General features: G+C 70.1%; 12 protein-coding genes. 4 read left to right on the top strand and 8 right to left on the bottom strand.

Going from position 1 to position 19814, the window contains the following annotated elements; all coding sequences use genetic code 11:
* The first annotated feature begins 170 nt into the window (after nt 1–170).
* Nucleotides 171–1649: a PPE family protein gene (locus AWC24_RS04200; protein ID WP_109560319.1), complete on the top strand. Its 1479-nt coding sequence runs from the start codon at nt 171–173 to the stop codon at nt 1647–1649.
* Nucleotides 1650–1694: 45 nt separating this feature from the next.
* Here AWC24_RS04200 and ltp2 read toward each other — a convergent pair whose 3' ends face one another.
* Genes ltp2 through AWC24_RS04235 form a run of 7 tightly spaced genes read right to left on the bottom strand, consistent with a single transcriptional unit; the run spans nt 1695 to nt 8986 of the window.
* A complete protein-coding gene (gene ltp2, locus AWC24_RS04205; protein WP_085082394.1) occupies nt 1695–2852 on the bottom strand; it encodes a 17-hydroxy-3-oxo-4-pregnene-20-carboxyl-CoA lyase in 1158 nt (385 codons plus the stop codon).
* 8 nt (nt 2853–2860) lie between these two features.
* Nucleotides 2861–3274: a MaoC family dehydratase gene (locus AWC24_RS04210; protein WP_085082354.1), complete on the bottom strand. Its 414-nt coding sequence runs from the start codon at nt 3272–3274 to the stop codon at nt 2861–2863.
* The gene (locus AWC24_RS04215; protein ID WP_085082355.1) at nt 3271–4254 is read right to left on the bottom strand and encodes a bifunctional MaoC family dehydratase N-terminal/OB-fold nucleic acid binding domain-containing protein; all 984 of its coding nucleotides are present in this window, start codon (nt 4252–4254) and stop codon (nt 3271–3273) included. Before AWC24_RS04215 ends, AWC24_RS04210 begins: the two co-directional genes overlap by 4 nt.
* 13 nt (nt 4255–4267) lie before the next feature.
* Nucleotides 4268–5431, bottom strand: coding sequence for an acyl-CoA dehydrogenase FadE29 (gene fadE29 / locus AWC24_RS04220; RefSeq protein ID WP_085082356.1), 1164 nt, complete (start codon nt 5429–5431; stop codon nt 4268–4270).
* Nucleotides 5416–6429 carry an acyl-CoA dehydrogenase family protein gene (locus AWC24_RS04225; RefSeq protein WP_085082357.1) on the bottom strand — a complete coding sequence of 338 codons (1014 nt, stop codon included), beginning with the start codon at nt 6427–6429 and terminating at the stop codon, nt 5416–5418. Before AWC24_RS04225 ends, fadE29 begins: the two co-directional genes overlap by 16 nt.
* Before the next feature lie 15 nt (nt 6430–6444).
* A complete protein-coding gene (locus AWC24_RS04230) occupies nt 6445–7707 on the bottom strand; it encodes a cytochrome P450 (RefSeq protein WP_085082358.1) in 1263 nt (420 codons plus the stop codon).
* A gap of 34 nt (nt 7708–7741) precedes the next feature.
* Complete coding sequence (locus AWC24_RS04235) at nt 7742–8986, bottom strand: cytochrome P450 (RefSeq protein ID WP_085082359.1); 1245 nt, start codon at nt 8984–8986, stop codon at nt 7742–7744.
* A gap of 118 nt (nt 8987–9104) precedes the next feature.
* On the opposite strand from AWC24_RS04235, the gene AWC24_RS04240 reads away from it, so the two are divergent.
* The 3 genes from AWC24_RS04240 (at nt 9105) to AWC24_RS04250 (ending at nt 11159) form a co-directional block, all read left to right on the top strand.
* Nucleotides 9105–10256 carry a steroid 3-ketoacyl-CoA thiolase gene (locus AWC24_RS04240; protein WP_085082360.1) on the top strand — a complete coding sequence of 384 codons (1152 nt, stop codon included), beginning with the start codon at nt 9105–9107 and terminating at the stop codon, nt 10254–10256.
* On the top strand, nt 10256–10666 hold the full coding sequence (locus tag AWC24_RS04245) for a DUF8021 domain-containing protein (RefSeq protein WP_085082361.1): 411 nt from the start codon (nt 10256–10258) through the stop codon (nt 10664–10666). The genes AWC24_RS04240 and AWC24_RS04245 overlap by 1 nt, the downstream gene beginning before the upstream one ends.
* Before the next feature lie 73 nt (nt 10667–10739).
* Nucleotides 10740–11159 (top strand): nitroreductase family deazaflavin-dependent oxidoreductase, encoded by a 420-nt coding sequence (locus AWC24_RS04250; RefSeq protein WP_165757707.1) that lies wholly within the window; start codon nt 10740–10742, stop codon nt 11157–11159.
* A gap of 214 nt (nt 11160–11373) precedes the next feature.
* Here the strand turns inward: AWC24_RS04250 and AWC24_RS22365 are convergent, their stop codons facing one another.
* The gene (locus AWC24_RS22365) at nt 11374–19740 is read right to left on the bottom strand and encodes a PE family protein (RefSeq protein ID WP_207568301.1); all 8367 of its coding nucleotides are present in this window, start codon (nt 19738–19740) and stop codon (nt 11374–11376) included.
* Nucleotides 19741–19814 lie beyond the last annotated feature (74 nt).

Consider the following 19814-nt stretch of genomic DNA (forward strand, 5'->3'; position numbering starts at 1 on the left):
GCGTCTTCCCCGCGCGATCCGCAGCTGACGTCGCGCCCCGCCGTGGCCCCCACGGCCGGTCCGCAGATTTTCGTGATCGCCGTTATTGAAAACGATTGTCATCTTCGCTAAGGTCTGTCGGGACCGCGAAACGCAACCAATCGCGGTGAACCGAAAGCGAGGGCGGCGTTGTGACGGCTCCCGTCTGGATAGCGTCCCCACCGGAGGTGCATTCGGCGGCGCTGAGCAGCGGGCCGGGGCCGGGACCGCTGTTGTCGGCCGCTGCCGCGTGGTCCTCGCTGAGCCTGGAGTACAGCGCGATCGCCGAAGAGCTGCGCGCGATGGTCGGAGCCACGCAGGCGGCGGCATGGCAGGGACCCACCGCCGACCGGTACGCCGCCGCACATCTGCCCTACCTGGCGTGGTTGTCCGCGGCCAGCGCCGACAGCGCCGCGTTGGCAGCGCAGCACGAGACGGTGGCGACGGCGTACGTCAGCGCATTGGCGGCCATGCCGACGCTGCCCGAGTTGGCGGCCAACCACGCGATCCACGGGGTTCTGGTGGCGACCAATTTCTTCGGTGTCAACACCATCCCGATCGCGCTCAACGAGGCCGACTACGTACGGATGTGGATCCAAGCCGCCACCACCATGGCCACCTACGAAGCGGTCTCCGGGGCGGCGCTGGCGTCGGCCCCGCAACCCGCGCCGGCGCCACCGATCCTGCTACATGACGAAGCCCACGACGACCACGACCACGACCACGATCACGATCACGATCACGACCACGACCACGACGGCGGGATTCACGACGGCAGCCTGACTCCGGCCGACCCGGAGTGGTGGACGGACTTCTTCTCGGAACTGGGCCACTACGGCGAAGTGCTGCTGAACGACCTGCTCACCAATCCGGGGGCGTTCATGACCGACCTGTCATGGATCATGGCTGATCTGACCTTCCACGCCTCACAGATCGCCTCGACACTCAGCCAGTTCGCCCCGGCGCTGATCCAGCCGGCTCTCGTCCTGGCGATCGGGAATCTGGGCTGGGCGGCCGGCTTGGCCGGCCTGGCCGGCATTCAGCCGCCCCCGGCCGTGGCCCTCGGCGCAGCACCGATTACCGCGGCGTTGCCGGCCGCCGGAGGCGCGTCCACCACCGTTTCGACTGCCCCGGCGGCACCGGCGGCCACCACGACCGCGTCGATATCGACACCGTCAACCAGCGCAGCCCCCGCGGCGGCACCGCCCGCGGCACCGCCGGCCGGGGGAAGCCCGGGATTCTTCCCGCCCTACGTGATCGGGCCTGCCGGTGCTCACGGGCGAGCGAGCGCCAAGTCCCGCACCCGCGCAGTCACGAAGACGCCCAACCCGGATGACGCAGCCGAGTCGGCCGCGGCGGCGGCACGCGAGCGGGATCGCACCCGCGCCCGCCGGCGTCGCCGCGTACGCGACGAGGCCAACGAATTCGCCGACGTGAAGGTCGCCGTCGAACCATCCGAGACAGCGGCGCAGGCCTCAGACCGCGGTGCCGGCAGCGGGGGATTCCCAAGCGCGCACGCCAAGCGGGAACGGGCCGCGGCGGGCATGACCGCATTGACGGTCAACGGTTTCAGCCATGGACCGACGGTTCCGCTGCTCCCCGAAAGCTGGAACGACGGCGCCGGCGCCTGATTTCCTTGCGCGAGCGTCTGTTCGCGGTGCGCAGTGTCGGGCCGACTAACCCAGAATCAACCCCGAGGTAGGCACGCCGGTGCCGGCGGTGACCAGCACATGCTCCACGTTCGGCACCTGGTTGACCGAGGTGCCGCGCAGCTGGCGCACGCCCTCGGCGATGCCGTTCATGCCGTGCACATAGGCCTCGCCGAGCTGCCCGCCGTGGGTGTTGATCGGCAACCGGCCGCCCAACTCGATGGCACCGCCGGCGATGAAGTCCTTGGCTTCACCCTTACCGCAGAATCCCAACTCCTCCAACTGGATCAGCGTGTACGGGGTGAAGTGGTCATAGAGCACCGCGGTCTGTATGTCGGCCGGCGACAAGCCGGACTGCGCCCACAACTGCCTGCCCACCAGACCCATCTCGGGCAGCCCGAGTTCCTCGCGGTAGTAGGAGTACATGGTGAACTGGTCTGCCCCGGCGCCCTGGGCCGCCGCCTCGATCACCGCCGGTCGGTGCTTGAGATCGCGGGCCCGCTCGGGTGTGGTGACCACGATCGCCACCCCGCCGTCGGTCTCCTGACAGCAGTCCAGCAGCCGCAGCGGCTCGGCGATCCACCGCGAGTTCTGGTGATCCTCGATGGTGATCGGCTTGCCGTAGAAGTGGGCTTTGGGGTTGGTCGCCGCATGCTTGCGATCGGCCACCGACACCACGCCGAAATCCGCACTGGTAGCGCCGTATTCGTGCATGTAGCGCTGAGCGATCATCGCCACCGACGCCGCCGGTGTGCTCAGCCCGTGCGGGTAGGACCAGCTGTACTCCACGCCGCGCGAATCTGCGTTCACCGTCAGCCCCGTCATCACTTGGCCGAACCGGAACTCCGAGCGCTCGTTGAACGCCCGGTAGGCCACGACGACCTCGGCGACCCCGGTGGCCACCGCCAGGGCCGCCTGCTGCACGGTTGCCGCAGCCGCTCCCCCGCCATAGCCGATCTGGGAGAAGAACTTCAGCTCGCCGATCCCGGTGGCACGTGCGACGGCGGTCTCCAGGTTGGAGTCCATGGTGAAGGTGACCAGGCCGTCGACGTCGGCGGGCTTCAGGCCCGCGTCGTCAAGGGCGTCGAGCACCGCCTCGGCGGCCAGCCGCAGTTCGCTGCGCCCGGATTCCTTGGAGAAGTCGGTCGCGCCGATTCCGGCGATAGCCGCTTTGGCCGAAAGCATGGCTGACATCAACGCTCCCCGAGAGTGAGTGTGGCGGTGGCGATGACGTGGTCGCCAAGACTGTTGTTGCCCACGACTTTTACGGTTATTAGAGGTCCGTCTGCTGTGTTTTCCAACGCCGTCACTTCACCGGAGAAGGTGACGGTGTCGTATGCGTACCACGGCACGCCCAGCCGCAGCCCGATCGAGCGGACCAGCGCGTTGGATCCGGCCCAGTCGGTGAGGTAGCGCTGCACCAGACCGGTGTCGGTGAGGATATTGACGAAGATGTCCTTGGAGCCCTTGGCCTGGGCTTTGTCCCGGTCGTGATGAACGTCCTGATAGTCGCGGGTGGCGATCGCGGTGGAGACGATGAACGTCGGGTCACCGTAGATCTTCAGCTCCGGCAGCTTGGTGCCGACTTCGACGGTCGGAGTGCTCATGCCCCGGCTCCTTCCACTGGCTCCCAGGCGTACAGGCTCCACGCCGGCCCGGCATCGCCGGCCGGGAAGTCGAGATAGGTTGCCCGGACTGGCATTCCGATCCGTACGGCGGCGGCGTCGACGCCGCGAAGCTCACCGAGCATCCGCACGCCCTCCTCGAGTTCGACCAGCGCGATGACGAACGGCACGCTGCGGCCGGGGACTTTGGGGGCATGGTGCACCACGAAGCTGAACACCGTTCCGTTGCCGGAAGCGACGACGTAGTCGGTGGTCTCGGTCTTGTCTTTCCAGACCGCGGGCACCGGGGGGTGCTGCAGGCTGCCGTCCGGGCGTTGCTGGATCCGCAGCTCATGGGCGGCCACCCCGTCCCAGAAGTATTGGGAGTCCCTCGACCACGACGGGCGCATCATCTTGGTGGGGTCGAGATCGTCGGGTACCGCGGCTGAGGAGCGCGAGCTTTCCTTTTCGGCGGGCAGGAACTTCAGGATGCGCCAGTTCATGTCGGCGACCAATTCGCCGTCACCGTCCTGGCCGACCCACCAGCGGATCTTCTGGGTGATGAAGTATCCCTCGCCCAGACCCGTCCGCTTGGGGCCGACGATGTCAGTCACCTCGGCGGTGACGCTGACCTCCTCGCCGGGCCGCAGGTAGCGATGGTAGGTCTGCTCACAGTTGGTGGCCACCACCCCGACGTAGCCGGCGCCGTCGAACAGTTCCATGACCTTGCCGAGCGGGTCGTCGGCGGGACGCTCGCCGCCCAGGCCCATCATCGTCCAGACCTGGATCATCGCCGGCGGTGCGACGATTCCCGGGTGCCCGGCCGCAAGCGCGGCATCCTCGTCGATGTAGATCGGGTTCTGGTCGCCGATGGCGTCAACCCAGTGCCGAATCATCGGCTGGTTCACCGGATCCCGGCCGGTTCGCGGCGCGCTGTGGCCGGAAGCCAGTATCTGCTCGATCCCGGCGGAAAGGTCGCTCATCTGTCTCCTCGACTCATCGGGGCACCCGCGGAACCTTCAGGCCCGAGGCCGCGATCATCTCCCGCATCACCTCGTTGACCCCGCCGCCGAACGTGATGACCAGGTTGCGCTTGGTCTGCACATCCAGCCAGCGCAGCAGCTCGGCGGTGGCCGCGTCAGCCGGGTTGCCGTAGCAGCCGACCAACTCCTCGGCCAACCGACCGGCGTACTGGATCCGCTCGGTGCCGAAGACCTTCGTGGCCGCCGCGTCGGCGACGTCGATGATCTCGCCGGCCGCGGCGACCTGCCAGTTGAGCAGCTCGTTGATACGGAACATGGCGTGGATCTCGCCGAGTCCGCGCTTGACCGCGTCGTGGCTGATCGGGGTCACCCCGTCGCCGCCGGGTTTGGTGGCCCAGGCGTGCACCTTGTCGTAGATGGCGCCGAACCGGCCGGCCGGGCCCAGCATCACCCGCTCGTTGTTGAGCTGGGTGGTGATCAGCCGCCAGCCGCCGTTCTCCTCGCCCACCAGCATGTCGGCGGGCACCCGAACGTCGTTGTAGTAGGTCGCGTTGGTGTGATGCGCCCCGTCAGACAGGATCATCGGCGTCCACGAGTAACCGGGGTCCTTGGTGTCGACGATCAGGATCGAAATCCCTTTGTGTTTCACCGCCGTGGGATCGGTGCGCACCGCCAGCCAGATGTAGTCGGCGTCGTGCGCGCCGGTGGTGAACACCTTCTGGCCGTTCACGATGTAATGGTCGCCGTCACGAACCGCGGTGCTGCGCAACGACGCCAGGTCGGTGCCGGCCTCCGGTTCGGTGTAGCCGATCGCGAAATGCACCTCCCCCGCCAGGATGGCGGGCAGGAACTTCTTCTTCTGCGCCTCGTTGCCATACACCTGCAGGGTGGGGCCGACGGTCTGCAGCGTCACGGCCGGCAGCGGGATGTCGGCGCGCTGCGCCTCGTTGACGAAGATCTGCTGCTCGATCGGCCCGAAGCCCAGGCCGCCGAACTCCTTGGGCCAGCCGACGCCGAGCTTGCCGTCGCGGCCCATCCGGCGGATCACGTCGCGGTAGGCCTGGTTGTGCCGGTCGGAGGCCATCGCCTTTTCCTCATCGGGCGTGATCAGGTTGGCGAAGTATTCCCGCAATTCGGCTTGCAGCTTGCGCTGCTCGGGGGTCAGATCGACGAACATGAGGCTCCCACCAGGTCGAGACGATGCGACCGGCCGCCCAGCAGGCGGTTGAGGTCCTTGATCGTGGAGTAGTAGCGGTCCATCGGATAGTCGACGTCCATGCCCATCCCGCCGTGCAGGTGGTGGCAGAGTTGCATCACCGGCGGCGCCTGCGAGGTGATCCAGTACCCGAGCACCCCGAGGTCGTCGTCGGCGTCGAGGCCGTTGGCCAGCCGCCACACCACCGACGTCGCCGCCAGTGTGATGGTGCGCGAGACGATATAGACCTCCGAGAGTTGCGCGGCCACCGTCTGGAACGTCGACAGCGGCCGGCCGAATTGCTCACGGCTGCCGACGTAGTCGGCGGTCAGCCGCAGTGCGCCGGCGACCAGCCCGGAGGCGTAGGCGCCGATCATGGCCAGCGCCAACTGGTTGACCCGGTGCACCGAGGCGCCGTCCAGTACGGCGTCGGCCTCGGCGTCGTCGAAGACGACCACGTACTCGTCGCTGCGGTTGGCGGTCGGGGTCTTCGTCAACCGCACTCCGGCCGCCTTCGGCGAGATCACCGCGACCCCGGAATCCGCGGTGACCAGCATCCACTCGGCTTGCTCGGCATAGGGCACACCGATCTTGGTGCCGGACAACCGGTTGCCGGCCAGCGTGACCGCCGGCTGCTCGGGCAGCGCGGCGGCCGGCTCGTCGAGCGCGGCAGTCAGCACCGCGCCCTTGGCCACGCCGGCCAGGTAGCGGTCCTGGTGGGCCTCGGTGGCCAGTTCCAGCAGCGGCACCAGAGCGAATCCGAGGGTGGCCAGTGCCGGGCTGACGGTCCCGTGCCGGCCGATCTCGGTGAGCGCGGTGGCCACCTCCGACAGGCCCACGCCGTCACCGCCGAGCCGCTCCGGCACCGCGAGCGCAGTCACCCCGCCGGCGGCCAGCGCCTCCCAGCTGTTGTCCCGGTCGAGCACCGACGTGACGACGTCGGCAACCGCCTGCTGTTCCGGATCTGGACTGAAGTCCACCGAATCTCCTTAAACCTAGTGGGCCACCGGGCATTTGCCGGTGTAGTCCATCTGCCAGTGCTTGATGCCGTTGAGCCATCCCGACCGCAGCCGTTCCGGCTTGGCCAGCGGCGCGAGATCCGGCACGTGGTCGGCGACCGCGTTGAAGATCAGGTCGATGGTCAACCGAGCCAAGTGGGTGCCGATGCAGTAGTGCGCCCCGGTGCCACCGAAGCCGACGTGCGGGTTCGGGTCACGCAGGATGTTGAAGCTGAACGGATCGTCGAAAGCGTCCTCGTCGAAGTTGGCCGAGCGGTAGAACATCACCACCCGCTGACCCTTCTTGATCTGCGCGCCGGACAACTCGTAGTCCTCGAGCGCGGTGCGCTGGAAGCAGATCACCGGGGAGGCCCACCGCACGATCTCGTCGGCGGTGGTGGCCGGGCGTTCCTTCTTGAACAACTCCCACTGCTCCGGGTGCTCGGAGAACGCGATCATGCCGTGGGTGATCGAGTTGCGGGTGGTCTCGTTGCCCGCCACCGCCAGCATCACCACGAAGAAGCCGAACTCGTCGTCAGAGAGCTTCTCGCCGTCGATGTCGGCGTTGATCAGCGTGGTGACGATGTCTTCGCCGGGGTTCTCCGCCTTGGCCGCCGCCAATTGCATGGCGTAGGTGATCAGCTCGAAAGAGGATGCCTGCGGGTCGATGTCAGCGTATTCCGGGTCCTCGCTGCCGGTCATCTCGTTGGACCACTGGAACAGCTTGTCGCGGTCTTCCTGCGGCACGCCGAGCAGTCCGGCGATCGCCTGCAGCGGCAGCTCGCACGACACCTGTTCGACGAAGTCCCCGGAGCCGGCCTCGGCGGCCGCCTTGACGATCGCCTGCGCCCGCTCGTGGAGTTCGTCGCGCAACCGTCCGATGGCGCGCGGGGTGAAGCCCCGGGAGATGATCCGGCGGAGCCGGGTATGGTGCGGGGCGTCCATGTTGAGCATCACGAACCGCTGAACCTCGATGTTCTCCCGCTGCATGTCGTCTTCGAAGCGCGGGATCACGCAGTTCTCATAGCTGGAGAAGACGTCGCTGCGCAGCGACACCTCTTTGACGTCGGCGAGCTTGGTGACCGCCCAGTAGCCGCCGTCGTTGAAGCCACCGCCCTTGCCGGGCGCCTGCTCGATCCAACAGACCGGCGCGGTCCTGCGCAGCTGCGCGAACTCCTCCTCGGGGATGCCCTCGACGATGAGGTCGGGGTTGAGGAAGTCGAATCCGGGCGGAAGTGATCCTGGGGGAAGTGTGGACATGCTGGAACTAGCCTCCGTAGTTTCGTTCGGTGTTTCAGGCGGACTTGCCGGTGTAGTCGACCCGCCAATGCTTGATGCCGTTGAGCCAACCCGACTTCAGCCGGTCCGGCTTGTCCAACGGCTTGAGGTCGGGGATGTGGTCGGCGATGGCGTTGAACATCAGGTTCACCGACATCCGGGCCAGATGGGTGCCGATGCAGTAATGCGCCCCGGTGCCACCGAAGCCGACGTGCGGGTTGGGGTCGCGCAGGATGTTGAACTGCTGCGGGTTGTCGAACACCTCGGGGTCGAAGTTGGCGGCGCGGTAGAACATCACCACCCGCTGGCCCTTCTTGATCTGCACCCCGGACAGCTCGTAGTCGCGGGTCGCGGTGCGCTGGAAAGACGTCACCGGGGTGGCCCAGCGCACCACCTCGTCGGCGGTGGTCTCCGGGCGCTCGTTGCAGAACAGTTCCCACTGCTCGGGGAACTCGGTGAAGGCCATCATGCCCTGGGTGATCGAGTTGCGGGTCGTCTCGGATCCGGCCACCGCCAGCAGGATGATGAAGAAGCCCAGCTCGTCGTCGTTGAGTTTCTCGCCGTCGATGTCGGCCTCGATCAGCGTCGTCACGATGTCGTGGCCGGGGTTGTGCCGCTTCATCTCGGCCAGTTGCAGCCCGTAGGAGATGATCTCCATCGACGATGTCTTCGGGTCGTAGTGGGCGTACTCGGGATCGTCGTACGAAGTCATCTGGTTGGTCCAGTTGAACAACTTGCCGCGGTCCTCCAGCGGCACCCCCATCAGGCCGGCGATCGCCTGCAGCGGCAATTCGGAGGCCACCTCCACCACGAAGTCTCCGGTGCCGCGGGCCAGCGCCTCCTTGGCGATGTTCTGCGCCCGCTGTTCCAAGTCGTCGTGCAGCGGCAGGATGTGGCGCGGGGTGAAGCCGCGCGAGACGATCCGGCGTAGCCGGGTGTGGCGGGGCGCGTCCTGATTGAGCATCAGCAGCCGCCCGACGTCGATGTTCTCCCGCTCGATGTCGTCGTTGTAGCGCGGGATGGCTCCGTTGATCTCGCTGGAGAACACCTCGTCGAGCCGGGATACCTCTTTGACGTCGTGGTGGCTGGTGATCGCCCAGTAGCCGCCGTCTTTGAAACCACCGCTGCGGTCGTCGGGCTGATCGATCCAGCTGATCGGCGCAGCGTCCCGCACCTGGGCGAACTCGGCGTCGGGGAGTCGCTCCGCATAGATCTCCGGGTCGGTGAAGTCGAATCCCGGCGGCAGTTTGATACTCGACATCGGTGGACTCCTAAATGCAACGCGTTCTAGTAGCAGTAAAACATGGGCTCACCATAGACCAAAGGGCTGTTCGCATCGTCGCTTGTCAGACTAATGAAACGTGTTCTAGCCTGGCCGCATGGGTAATCCTGTCATCGTCGAAGCCACTCGCAGCCCCATCGGTAAACGTAACGGCTGGCTGTCGGGTCTGCACGCCACTGAACTGCTCGGAGCGGTGCAGAAGGCACTGGTCACCAAGGCCGGGATCGAGCCGGGCAGCGTCGAGCAGGTCATCGGCGGCTGCGTCACCCAGTTCGGCGAGCAGGGCAACAACGTAACCCGGCAGTCCTGGCTGATCGCCGGGCTGCCCGAGCAGGTCGGCGCCACCACCGTGGACTGCCAGTGCGGCAGCGCGCAGCAGGCCAACCATCTGATCGCCGGGCTGATCGCTGCCGGCGCCATCGACATCGGCATCGCCTGCGGCATCGAGGCGATGAGCCGGGTCGGCCTGGGCGAGAACGGCGGCGGTGCTCGCGCCGCATCTTGGGACATCGATCTGCCCAACCAGTTCGAGGCCGCCGAGCGGATCGCCAAGCGCCGGGGTATCACCCGGGCCGATGTCGACGCATTCGGGCTGCGCTCGCAGCAACGGGCCAAGCAGGCCTGGGCCGAGGGCCGCTTCGACCGGGAGATCTCCCCGATCGAGGCGCCGGTGATCGACGAGAACAAGCAGCCCACCGCCGAGCTGAACATGGTCAGCCGCGATCAGGGTCTGCGCGACACCACGGCCGAGGGCCTGGCCAAGCTGAACCCGGTGATCGAGGGCGGTATCCACACTGCCGGGACCAGCTCACAGATCTCCGACGGCGCGGCTGCGGTGCTCTGGATGGACGAAGACAAAGCGAAAGCCCTCGGCTTCAAGCCGCGGGCCCGGATCGTCAGCCAGGCCCTGGTGGGCGCCGAGACCTACTACCACCTCGACGGCCCGGTGCAGTCCACCGCGAAGGTGCTGGAGAAGGCCGGGATGAAGATGGGTGACATCGATCTGGTCGAGATCAACGAGGCGTTCGCATCGGTGGTGTTGTCCTGGGCGGCGGTGCACAACCCGGACATGGACCGGGTCAACGTCAACGGCGGGGCGATCGCGCTGGGTCACCCGGTGGGCTCCACCGGCAGCCGGCTGATCACCACCGCGCTGCACGAGCTGGAGCGCACCGACTCCTCGACCGCGCTGATCACCATGTGCGCGGGCGGGGCGCTGTCCACCGGCACCATCATCGAGCGGATCTAGTGGCCGCGGTGTCTCAGCCTCTTTCAAAGCCCGTCTCGGAGGCCGACCGCATCGCAGCGGCGCAGGCCTACATCGACGCGCTGGTCAGCCACGACGCCACTGCGGTCCGGTTCAGTCCGGACTGCACCCGAGTCGAAGTGGGACTCAAGACCGGGTTCTCGGGAAATCACTTGCGCCGCAGCTTGAATCGTGGCCCGCAGTTTCGGTTGATCGCAGCCGCCACGCTGCCGGAGTACAGCATCGACGGTGATGAGGTGCGGGCGGTCTACGACATCATCACCAAGCCGTCGCTGTTCGGACGACGGGTGTGCGCGCACGTCGACGAGGTGTTCGTCATTCCGGCCGGCAGTCCCGACGGCACCGCGACGATTCACCACATCCGGGCCGGGATCAAGCCGTTCATTCAGTAGGGTTGCGGACGTGAGCACACCGGAGAAGCCGAAGTCGCTGGACTCGCCGGTCACCGGCACCATCATCAAGTGGATGTCGCGGGCCAACACCTGGGCCTACAAGGCCACCGGCGGCCGGGTCGGCGGCAAGTGGCGGATGGGCACCAAGCGCTTCGGCGACGACGTTCCCGACGTCGGCATCCTCACCACCGTCGGGCGCAAGACCGGGCAGCCACGGGAATCCCCGCTGCTGTTCCTGCGGGAAGGCGACCGGGTGATCCTGGTGGCGTCCCAAGGCGGACGTGCCACCAACCCGATGTGGTATCTGAACCTCAAGGCCAATCCGCAGGTCTCGTTCCGGATCCGCAACGAGGTGCTGCGGCTGCGCGCCCGTGACGCCGACGAGTCGGAGCGGGCCGCTTACTGGCCCAAGCTCGACGCGATGTACCCGGACTTCGTCAACTACCGCGCCTGGACCGACCGGGAGATTCCGGTCGTCATCTGCGAACCGTAGGAGCACCAAAAGCCGATTGGCGGCTGCCTGCCGCCATGGTCGCTCGTCTCTTTCGTCGCCGGCAACCGTGATCTGGGCGGCGTTTCATCTCGCGTCGATGACCTGACCGCTGCCGGACACGCCCCTATCAGCGGCTATCGATGGCCGTGAGGCCCCGCACGCCATGCGTGCGGGGTCTCCCGGTACTGCTCGCTGTCGAGGGTTCGAACCTCGATCAGTAGTTCGCGCCGTACGCGCCGGGGTGGCCCATGCTGCCGCCCTTGCCGGCGCCACCATCAGAACCGTCCTGGCCGTTCGGGCCACCGGTACCTCCAGCGCCGCCCTTACCGCCGATGGTGCCGGCGGCACCGCCCTCGCCACCGGGGCCGCCCTGGCCACCGCTGGGGTGGTCTTCGGTTCCCTGGCCGCCGGTACCACCGGTGCCACCGCCGCCGCCGGTGCCGGCGCCACCGCCGTCACCGCCGTTACCGCCGGCACCGGTGTTGCCGTTGGCCGCCGTGCCACCGTTGCCGCCGGCACCGCCGTCAGCGCCGATACCGCCGCCGCCGCCGGGGCCGCCCTGGTGGCCCTGGCCCCCGCCGGGATCGCCGGTCTCACCGCTCTGGCCCGGGCCGCCACGTCCGCCGGTCCCCCCGACGCCGCCATGGCCGCCGGCGCCACCGTCGCCCGAGTTCCAACCGCCCGAGCCGCCGTCGCCGCCAGCGCCGCCGACGCCGCCGACGCCGCCGACGTAGCCCGGTCCACCGAAGTCAGGCGAGGTGCCACCTGTCGTACCTTGACCACCGGCCCCGCCGTCGCCGCCCTTCCCGCCGTCGCCGTCGGGTCCGGCGTCGCCGCCTTGGCCACCGTCACCGCCGGCTTGACCGGTCTGGGCTTGACCGTTGCCGCCCTTGCCGCCGTTACCGCCGTTACCGGTGCCGTCAGCATCAGCGCCCTGCTGGCCATCAGCAGCCGCGCCACCGGCACCGCTACCACCCTGGCCACCAGCACCAGCCGTACCGCGCTCGCCACCGTCACCACCGGCACCACCGCTACCCGCAGTCGCACCATTGCCACCGCCGGCACCGGCACCACCGTCGCCGCCGTTGCCCGCGCCACCAGCAGCACCACCGTCGCCACCAACACCGCCAACACCCTGACCACCGGCACTGCCATTGGTCGCCGAACCACCAGCGCCACCAGCACCACCGTGGCCACCAGCACCACCGTGGCCGCCATCGCCACCGTCGCCACCATCAGAGCCGTCGCCGCCACTACCGGCCGCCGCATCCGACCCCGTCGAGCCCGACAGCCCAGAGCCACCAGCACCGCCGGTACCGCCAGCGCCGCCGGCACCACCGACACCGCCATCACCGGACAGCGAACCGCCCTGACCGCCGGCCCCACCAGCGCCACCAGCACCCGCATCAGCACCATCGGTGCCGTTACCGGAACCATCGGTGACACCGCCAGCACCATCAGCACCCCGACCACCGGCACCACCAGCACCACCGTCGCCGACCGTCCCGGCGTTGCCGCCCACACCACCGTCACCGCCGGCTTGACCGGTCAGACCTTCGCCGTTGCCGCCCTGGCCGCCGTTACCGCCGTTACCGGTGCCGTCAGCATCAGCGCCCTGCTGGCCATCAGCAGCCGCGCCACCGGCACCGCTACCACCCTGGCCACCAGCACCAGCAGTACCGCGCTCGCCACCGTCACCACCGGCACCACCGCTACCCGCAGTCGCACCATTGCCACCGCCGGCACCAGCACCACCGTCGCCGCCGTTGCCCGCGCCACCAGCAGCACCACCGTCGCCACCAACACCGCCAACACCCTGGCCACCGGCACTGCCATTGGTCGCCGAACCACCAGCGCCACCAGCACCACCGTGGCCACCAGCACCACCGTGGCCGCCATCGCCACCGTCGCCACCATCAGAGCCGTCGCCGCCACTACCGGCCGCCGCATCCGACCCCGTCGAGCCCGACAGCCCAGAGCCACCAGCACCGCCGGTACCGCCAGCGCCGCCGGCACCACCGACACCGCCATCACCGGACAGCGAACCGCCCTGACCGCCGGCCCCACCAGCGCCACCAGCACCCGCATCAGCACCATCGGTGCCGTTACCGGAACCATCGGTGACACCGCCAGCACCATCAGCACCCCGACCACCGGCACCACCGGCGCCACCGTTGCCGATCGCGCTGCCGTTACCGCCGGCACCACCATCGCCACCGTTGGCACCCGAGGCCGCAGCCGGGTCACTGGCCGCGTCATAGCCGGCGCCACCGTTACCGCCATTGCCCTGCGCACCATGAGCATCGGAGTCACTACCGGCCGCACCATCAGCACCCGCCGACGAGCCGGCACCACCGCTACCACCGGCACCACCGTTGGCCAGACCACCACCGTCGCCACCGGTACCACCGGTCGGGTTAGCCGCAGTCCCGGTCGCACCGTTACCACCGTCGCCGGCCTTACCCGCGTCACCACCATCAGCGGCGTTGCCACCCGTGCCCTGGTCACCGGCACTGCCGTTGGTGGCCGACCCGCCGGCACCACCGGCACCACCATCTCCGCCCTTGCCACCAGCACCGGCCGCACCACCGGTACCGCCGTTGCCGTCACCGCCGTCGGCGAACGTCCCGTCCACACCGGTAGCGCCATCGCCACCGGCACCGCCGGCTGCACCGGAACCACCAGCACCACCAGCGCCACCGTCACCCGACGTCGAGCCACCAGCACCACCGGCGCCACCAGCGCCGCCGGAACCACCAGCGTCACCAGCACCACCGGCTTCACCGGAGTCAGCGGCGCCGTCGGTGCCGCGGTCGCCAGCCTTGCCGTTACCACCGGCACCACCAGCACCACCGTTGCCGATCGCGCTGCCGTTACCGCCGGCACCACCATCGCCACCGTTGGCACCCGAGGCCGCAGCCGGGTCACTGGCCGCGTCATAGCCGGCGCCACCGTTACCGCCATTGCCCTGCGCACCATGAGCATCGGAGTCACTACCGGCCGCACCATCAGCACCCGCCGACGAGCCGGCACCACCGCTACCACCGGCACCACCGTTGGCCAGACCACCACCGTCGCCACCGGTACCACCGGTCGGGTTAGCCGCAGTCCCGGTCGCACCGTTACCACCGTCGCCGGCCTTACCCGCGTCACCACCATCAGCGGCGTTGCCACCCGTGCCCTGGTCACCGGCACTGCCGTTGGTGGCCGACCCGCCGGCACCACCGGCACCACCATCTCCGCCCTTGCCACCAGCACCGGCCGCACCACCGGTACCGCCGTTGCCGTCACCGCCGTCGGCGAACGTCCCGTCCACACCGGTAGCGCCATCGCCACCGGCACCGCCGGCTGCACCGGAACCACCAGCACCACCAGCGCCACCGTCACCCGACGTCGAGCCACCAGCACCACCGGCGCCACCAGCGCCGCCGGAACCACCAGCCTCACCAGCACCACCGGCTTCGCCGGGAACGCTGCCGTGGTCGCCGTCGCGGCCGATGATGCCGTCGCCGCCGTTACCGGCGTTACCGCCGTCACCGACCGCTCCGGCGTTACCGCCGGCGCCGCCGTCGCCGCCCGTCACGCCGCCCTTGCCGCCGTGACCGCCATTGCCGCCATCGCCGGTCTCGGCACCGCCGTCACCACCGGAACCGCCCTTGCCGCCCGAACCGGTCTGGCTTCCCGCACCGCCATTGCCGGCGTTGCCGCCGTCGCCGTTGTTGCCCGCGTTACCGCCGGCCCCGCCGGCGCCGCCGTTGTTGCCGTCGCCGCCATTGCCGGCGTGACCGCCGCTGCCGTTGATACCCCCGTCACCGCCGGCGCCACCGTTGCCGCCGTCGACGGAACCATCCACCGAGGTGTAGCCGTCACCACCGGCACCACCGTTACCGCTGGGCGGTGCGTCGGCGCCGTCGGCGCCGTCCGCACCGGCGTTACCGGTACCGGATGCGCCTCCGCTGCCAGCCTGACCGCCCGCACCGCCGGCACCGACCGTGCCGGTGTCGCCACCGCGACCACCCTGACCACCATGGGGATTGGACGCGTCGCCGTCGGCACCCTGCCCGCCGTTACCGGCCGCGCCGGCGTCACCGCCCTGCCCGCCCTCGCCGCCATTGCCGTTGCCACCCGCAGCACCATTGCTCGCAGTGCCGCCGGCACCACCAGAACCGGCCGCGCCACCGGCACCGCCATCGCCACCGTCGCTGCCGGCACCACCGTGACCGCCGGGAACGGTCGCATCAGCACCGTCAAAGCCCGCACCACCGGCGCCACCATCGCCACCGTTACCGCCCGAGCCGCCGGCGCCACCAGACCCGACCACGGATCCGCCAGCACCACCAGCGCCACCGGTGCCACCAGCACCACCGGCAGTACCGCCAGAACCATCAATGCCCACACCGGTGCTGTCGGCACCATCGATACCCGCGGCACCGTTACCGCCGTTACCACCGACACCACCATTGCCGTGATCACCGGCCGCACCACCGGCACCGCCATTGCCACCGGCCGTACCCGGCGCGGCACCCGGGTCACCGGCCGCGTCGTAGCCAGCACCACCGGCACCGCCGTTGCCGCTGAGCGGCGCATCGCCGTCGGCCCCGTTGGCGCCGGCGTTGCCTGTGCCGGATGCGCCGCCACTGCCGGCCTGACCGCCGGCTCCACCGGCACCGACCGTGCCGGTGTCGCCACCCTGACCGCCCTGACCGCCATGGGGGTTGGACGCATCGCCGGCGGCACCATCGCCACCGTTACCTGCGGCGCCCGCGTCACCGCCCGCGCCGCCCGAACCGCCGTTGCCGTTAGTGCCCGCGGCACCATTGCTCGCAGTGCCGCCGGCACCACCAGAACCGGCCGCGCCACCGGCACCGCCATCGCCACCGTCGCTGCCGGCACCACCGTGACCGCCGGGAACGGTCGCATCAGCACCGTCAAAGCCCGCACCACCGGCGCCACCATCGCCACCGTTACCGCCCGAGCCGCCGGCGCCACCAGACCCGACCACGGATCCGCCAGCACCACCAGCGCCACCGGTGCCACCAGCACCACCGGCAGTACCGCCAGAACCATCAATGCCCACACCGGTGCTGTCGGCACCATCGGTACCGGCGGCACCGTTACCGCCCTTGCCGCCCGCGCCGCCGTTGCCGTGGTCGCCGGCGGCGCCACCGGCACCACCGTTGCCACCGGCCGTACCCGGCGCAGCGCCCGGATCGCTCGCGGCGTCGTAACCGGCACCGCCCTTACCACCGTTGCCGCCACTGGTGGGCGAAGTACCCGCATTGCCGTTGGCGCCGGTTGTTCCACCCGCGCCGCCGGTACCGCCCGCCCCGCCGACACCGACGTTTCCGCCTTGTCCGCCGTTGCCGCCGTCGGGGTTGTCTGCCGTTCCGTTCGCACCGGCGCCGCCGTTACCGGCCTTGCCGCCGCCGCCACCGTCGCCGGCATTTCCACCGATGCCGGTCGTACCGCCGCCGGTGCCACCGTTGCCGCCCGCGCCGCCGACGCCGCCGTTACCACCGGCGACACCGTCAGGGTTGCCTTCGCTGCCGTCAGCACCGTGGAAGGCGTTACCTCCGACGCCACCGTTGCCGCCGTAGCCGCCGGCACCGTCGCCGCCGTTGGAGGCGTAGTTGCCGCCGCCGCTGGATCCGCCAGCACCGCCCGCACCGCCAGCGCCTCCGTCACCGCCGGCCTCACCGGCGTAGCCGTCCATGTGGTCGGCGTCGCCGTTGGCGCCGTTGGCGCCATTGGCTCCGTGGCCACCGTTACCACCGTTGCCACCGGCACCGCCGGAGCCATGAGCACCGTTGTTGGCGCCCGTGCCACCGACACCGCCATTACCGCCGCCGCCGCCATTGCCGGCGTCGGCGCCATCGGCGCCCGGAGTAGTGCCGTTAGTGCCGTTGAATCCGTTACCGCCAGTTCCGCCGGCGCCGCCATTGCCACCGTCGCCGGTCGCGGCCTGTGAACCGTCGGAGTTCAGGCCACCCGCGCCGCCGTTGCCGCCGACACCACCGTTGCCACCCGTGGTGCCATCAACGGAACCCGCGATGCCATTGACACCTGCCAGGCCGGCGCCACCGGCGCCGCCGTCTCCACCGACACCGCCAACACCACCGGTACCTGCGGCCGCGTAGCTGCCATTACCGCTGTCGCCGCCGGCACCGCCCTTACCGGCGTTGCCGCCGGCGCCACCGTGCTGGCCGGCGTAGCCATCGACATGCCCAGCGTCTCCGGCAGCGCCGTTTCCACCGTCGGCGCCATTGCCGCCATTGCCGCCGTTGCCGCCGACACCACCGACACCGTGAGCGCCGGCCTGCGTGCCGGTACCGCCGACACCGCCCGCACCGCCGGCACCGCCATTGCCGGCGTTGGTGCCGGCTGCGCCCGGCGCGGCACCGTTGGCACCGTTGAGGCCGTTGCCGCCGGCGCCACCCACGCCACCGGCGCCACCGTTACCGGTCGCGGCCTGCGTGCCGTCAACGTTGAAACCACCCAGGCCACCGTTGCCACCGACACCGCCGGCCCCACCAGCCGTGCCGTCGGGGTCCTGCGCGGTGCCGTTGACACCAGCTAGGCCGGCACCACCGGCACCACCGTTACCGCCGACACCGGCCTGGCCGTCACTGCCGTCTGCGGCGTAGGTGCCGTTGCCACTGTCGCCACCTGCGCCACCCTTGCCGGCGTCGCCGCCGTTGCCGCCGTCTTGGCCGGCATATCCCGCTTGGTGTCCGATGTCACCGGCCGCACCGTTGCCGCCGTCGGCGCCATTGCCGCCGTTGCCGGCGTTGCCGCCGACGCCGCCGACACCGTGAGCACCGGCCTGGGTGCCGGAGCCGCCGACGCCGCCCGCCCCGCCGGCGCCGCCGTTGCCGCCGCGAGTGCCGTCGGCCCCTGGCTCGTCGCCGTTGGCACCGTTGATGCCGTTACCGCCGCGCCCACCGGCGCCACCGGCACCACCGTTGCCGGTGGTGGCCTGCGAGCCGTCAACGTTGAAGCCGCCCGCACCACCCTTGCCGCCGGCGCCGCCGGTCCCACCGGCGGTTCCATCGGGATCCTGCGCGGTGCCATTGACCCCGTCCAGCCCGGTACCACCGATACCGCCGTTACCGCCGGCACCGGCGACACCATCGGCGCCTGCGGCCGCGAAATCGCCGTTTCCGCTAGCCCCACCGGCACCACCCGTGCCGGCGTTGCCGCCGTCCCCGCCGTCCTGGCCGGCGTGACCGTCCACGTGCTCGGCATCGCCGTGGGCACCATCACCACCGTCGGCTCCGTGACCACCGTTGCCACCATTGCCGCCGTTGCCGCCGGTGCCATGGGCACCGGTGGTAGCGCCGGTGCCACCGACGCCGCCGTTGCCGCCGGCACCACCATTGCCGGCGTCGGTGCCATCAGCACCCGGAGCCGCGCCGTGGATGCCATTGAATCCGTTGCCGCCGGCGCCGCCGGCACCACCGGCGCCACCGTCGCCGGTCGCGGCCTGTGAACCGTCGGAGTTCAGGCCACCCGCGCCACCGTTGCCGCCGACACCGCCATCGCCGCCGGCGGTGCCATCAACGGAACCCGCGATGCCATTCACACCCGCCAGGCCGGCACCACCGCCGCCGCCGTCTCCACCGACACCGCCAACACCACCGGTACCTGCGGCCGCGTAGCTGCCGTCACCGCTGTACCCGCCGGCACCACCGATACCCGCGTTGCCGCCGGCGCCGCCATCCTGGCCGGCGTAGCCCGCTTGGTGCTCAGCGTCGCCATCCGCACCATCACCACCGTCGGCGCCATTGCCGCCATTGCCGCCATTGCCGCCCACACCACCGACACCATGCGCGCCGGCCTGCGTGCCGGTACCGCCGACACCGCCCGCACCACCGGCACCACCATTGCCGGCATTGGTACCCGCAGCGCCCGGAACCGCGCCATTGGCACCATCGAAGCCGTTGCCACCGGCGCCACCGGCACCGCCGGCGCCGCCATTACCGGTCGCGGCCTGCGTGCCGTCAACATCGAAGCCACCCAGACCACCGTTGCCACCGGCGCCGCCGGCGCCGCCGGCCGTGCCGTCGGGGTCTTGCTCGGTGCCATCGATCCCGTCCAGACCAGCACCACCGACACCGCCGTTACCAGCGGCACCCGCAGTTCCGTGAGCACCGGTGTTACCGGTGACACCACCGGCTGCACCACCGGTAGCGGCGGCACCGCCGTTGCCGCCCGCGCCACCGCTGCCGGCGTTGGCGTTCGCCGCTAGCCCGTTGGCGCCGGCACCGCCGTCGCCGCCGAGCCCGCCGTTGCCGCCCGCGCCGCCATCGCCATCGCCACCCAGCGCGCCGTTGGCCGAGCCGCCGATACCGGCCGCACCACCGACACCACCCTTGCCACCGACGGCGCCGTCGCCGCCGTTACCACCAACAACCCCATCACCGGTCCCGCTGTTGTCGAACGTGCCGGCCGCACCCGTGACGCCATCGCCGCCGTTGCCGCCGGCACCGCCGACACCACCGGCGCCGCCGTTGCCACCGATCCCGACGAACGACGAACCGTCACCACCGGCGCCGCCGTTACCGGCGTTGCCGCCGGCCACCCCATGGCCGCCGTGGCCGCCCGAGCCGGTGCCGGCCGCACCATCGGTACCCGTCCAACCGGCACCACCGGCCG

This window comes from Mycolicibacter senuensis (assembly GCF_002101885.1).
Taxonomy (GTDB): Bacteria; Actinomycetota; Actinomycetes; order Mycobacteriales; family Mycobacteriaceae; genus Mycobacterium; species Mycobacterium senuense.

What these genes read in the sequence shown, in the direction of transcription:
- ltp2 (WP_085082394.1), bottom strand. Translation starts at nt 2,852, where the DNA reads ATGCTTTCGGCCAAAGCGGCTATCGCCGGAATCGGCGCGACCGACTTC.
- AWC24_RS04210 (WP_085082354.1), bottom strand. Translation starts at nt 3,274, where the DNA reads ATGAGCACTCCGACCGTCGAAGTCGGCACCAAGCTGCCGGAGCTGAAG.
- AWC24_RS04215 (WP_085082355.1), bottom strand. Translation starts at nt 4,254, where the DNA reads ATGAGCGACCTTTCCGCCGGGATCGAGCAGATACTGGCTTCCGGCCAC.
- fadE29 (WP_085082356.1), bottom strand. Translation starts at nt 5,431, where the DNA reads ATGTTCGTCGATCTGACCCCCGAGCAGCGCAAGCTGCAAGCCGAATTG.
- AWC24_RS04230 (WP_085082358.1), bottom strand. Translation starts at nt 7,707, where the DNA reads ATGTCCACACTTCCCCCAGGATCACTTCCGCCCGGATTCGACTTCCTC.
- AWC24_RS04235 (WP_085082359.1), bottom strand. Translation starts at nt 8,986, where the DNA reads ATGTCGAGTATCAAACTGCCGCCGGGATTCGACTTCACCGACCCGGAG.
- AWC24_RS04240 (WP_085082360.1), top strand. Translation starts at nt 9,105, where the DNA reads ATGGGTAATCCTGTCATCGTCGAAGCCACTCGCAGCCCCATCGGTAAA.
- AWC24_RS04250 (WP_165757707.1), top strand. Translation starts at nt 10,740, where the DNA reads ATGTCGCGGGCCAACACCTGGGCCTACAAGGCCACCGGCGGCCGGGTC.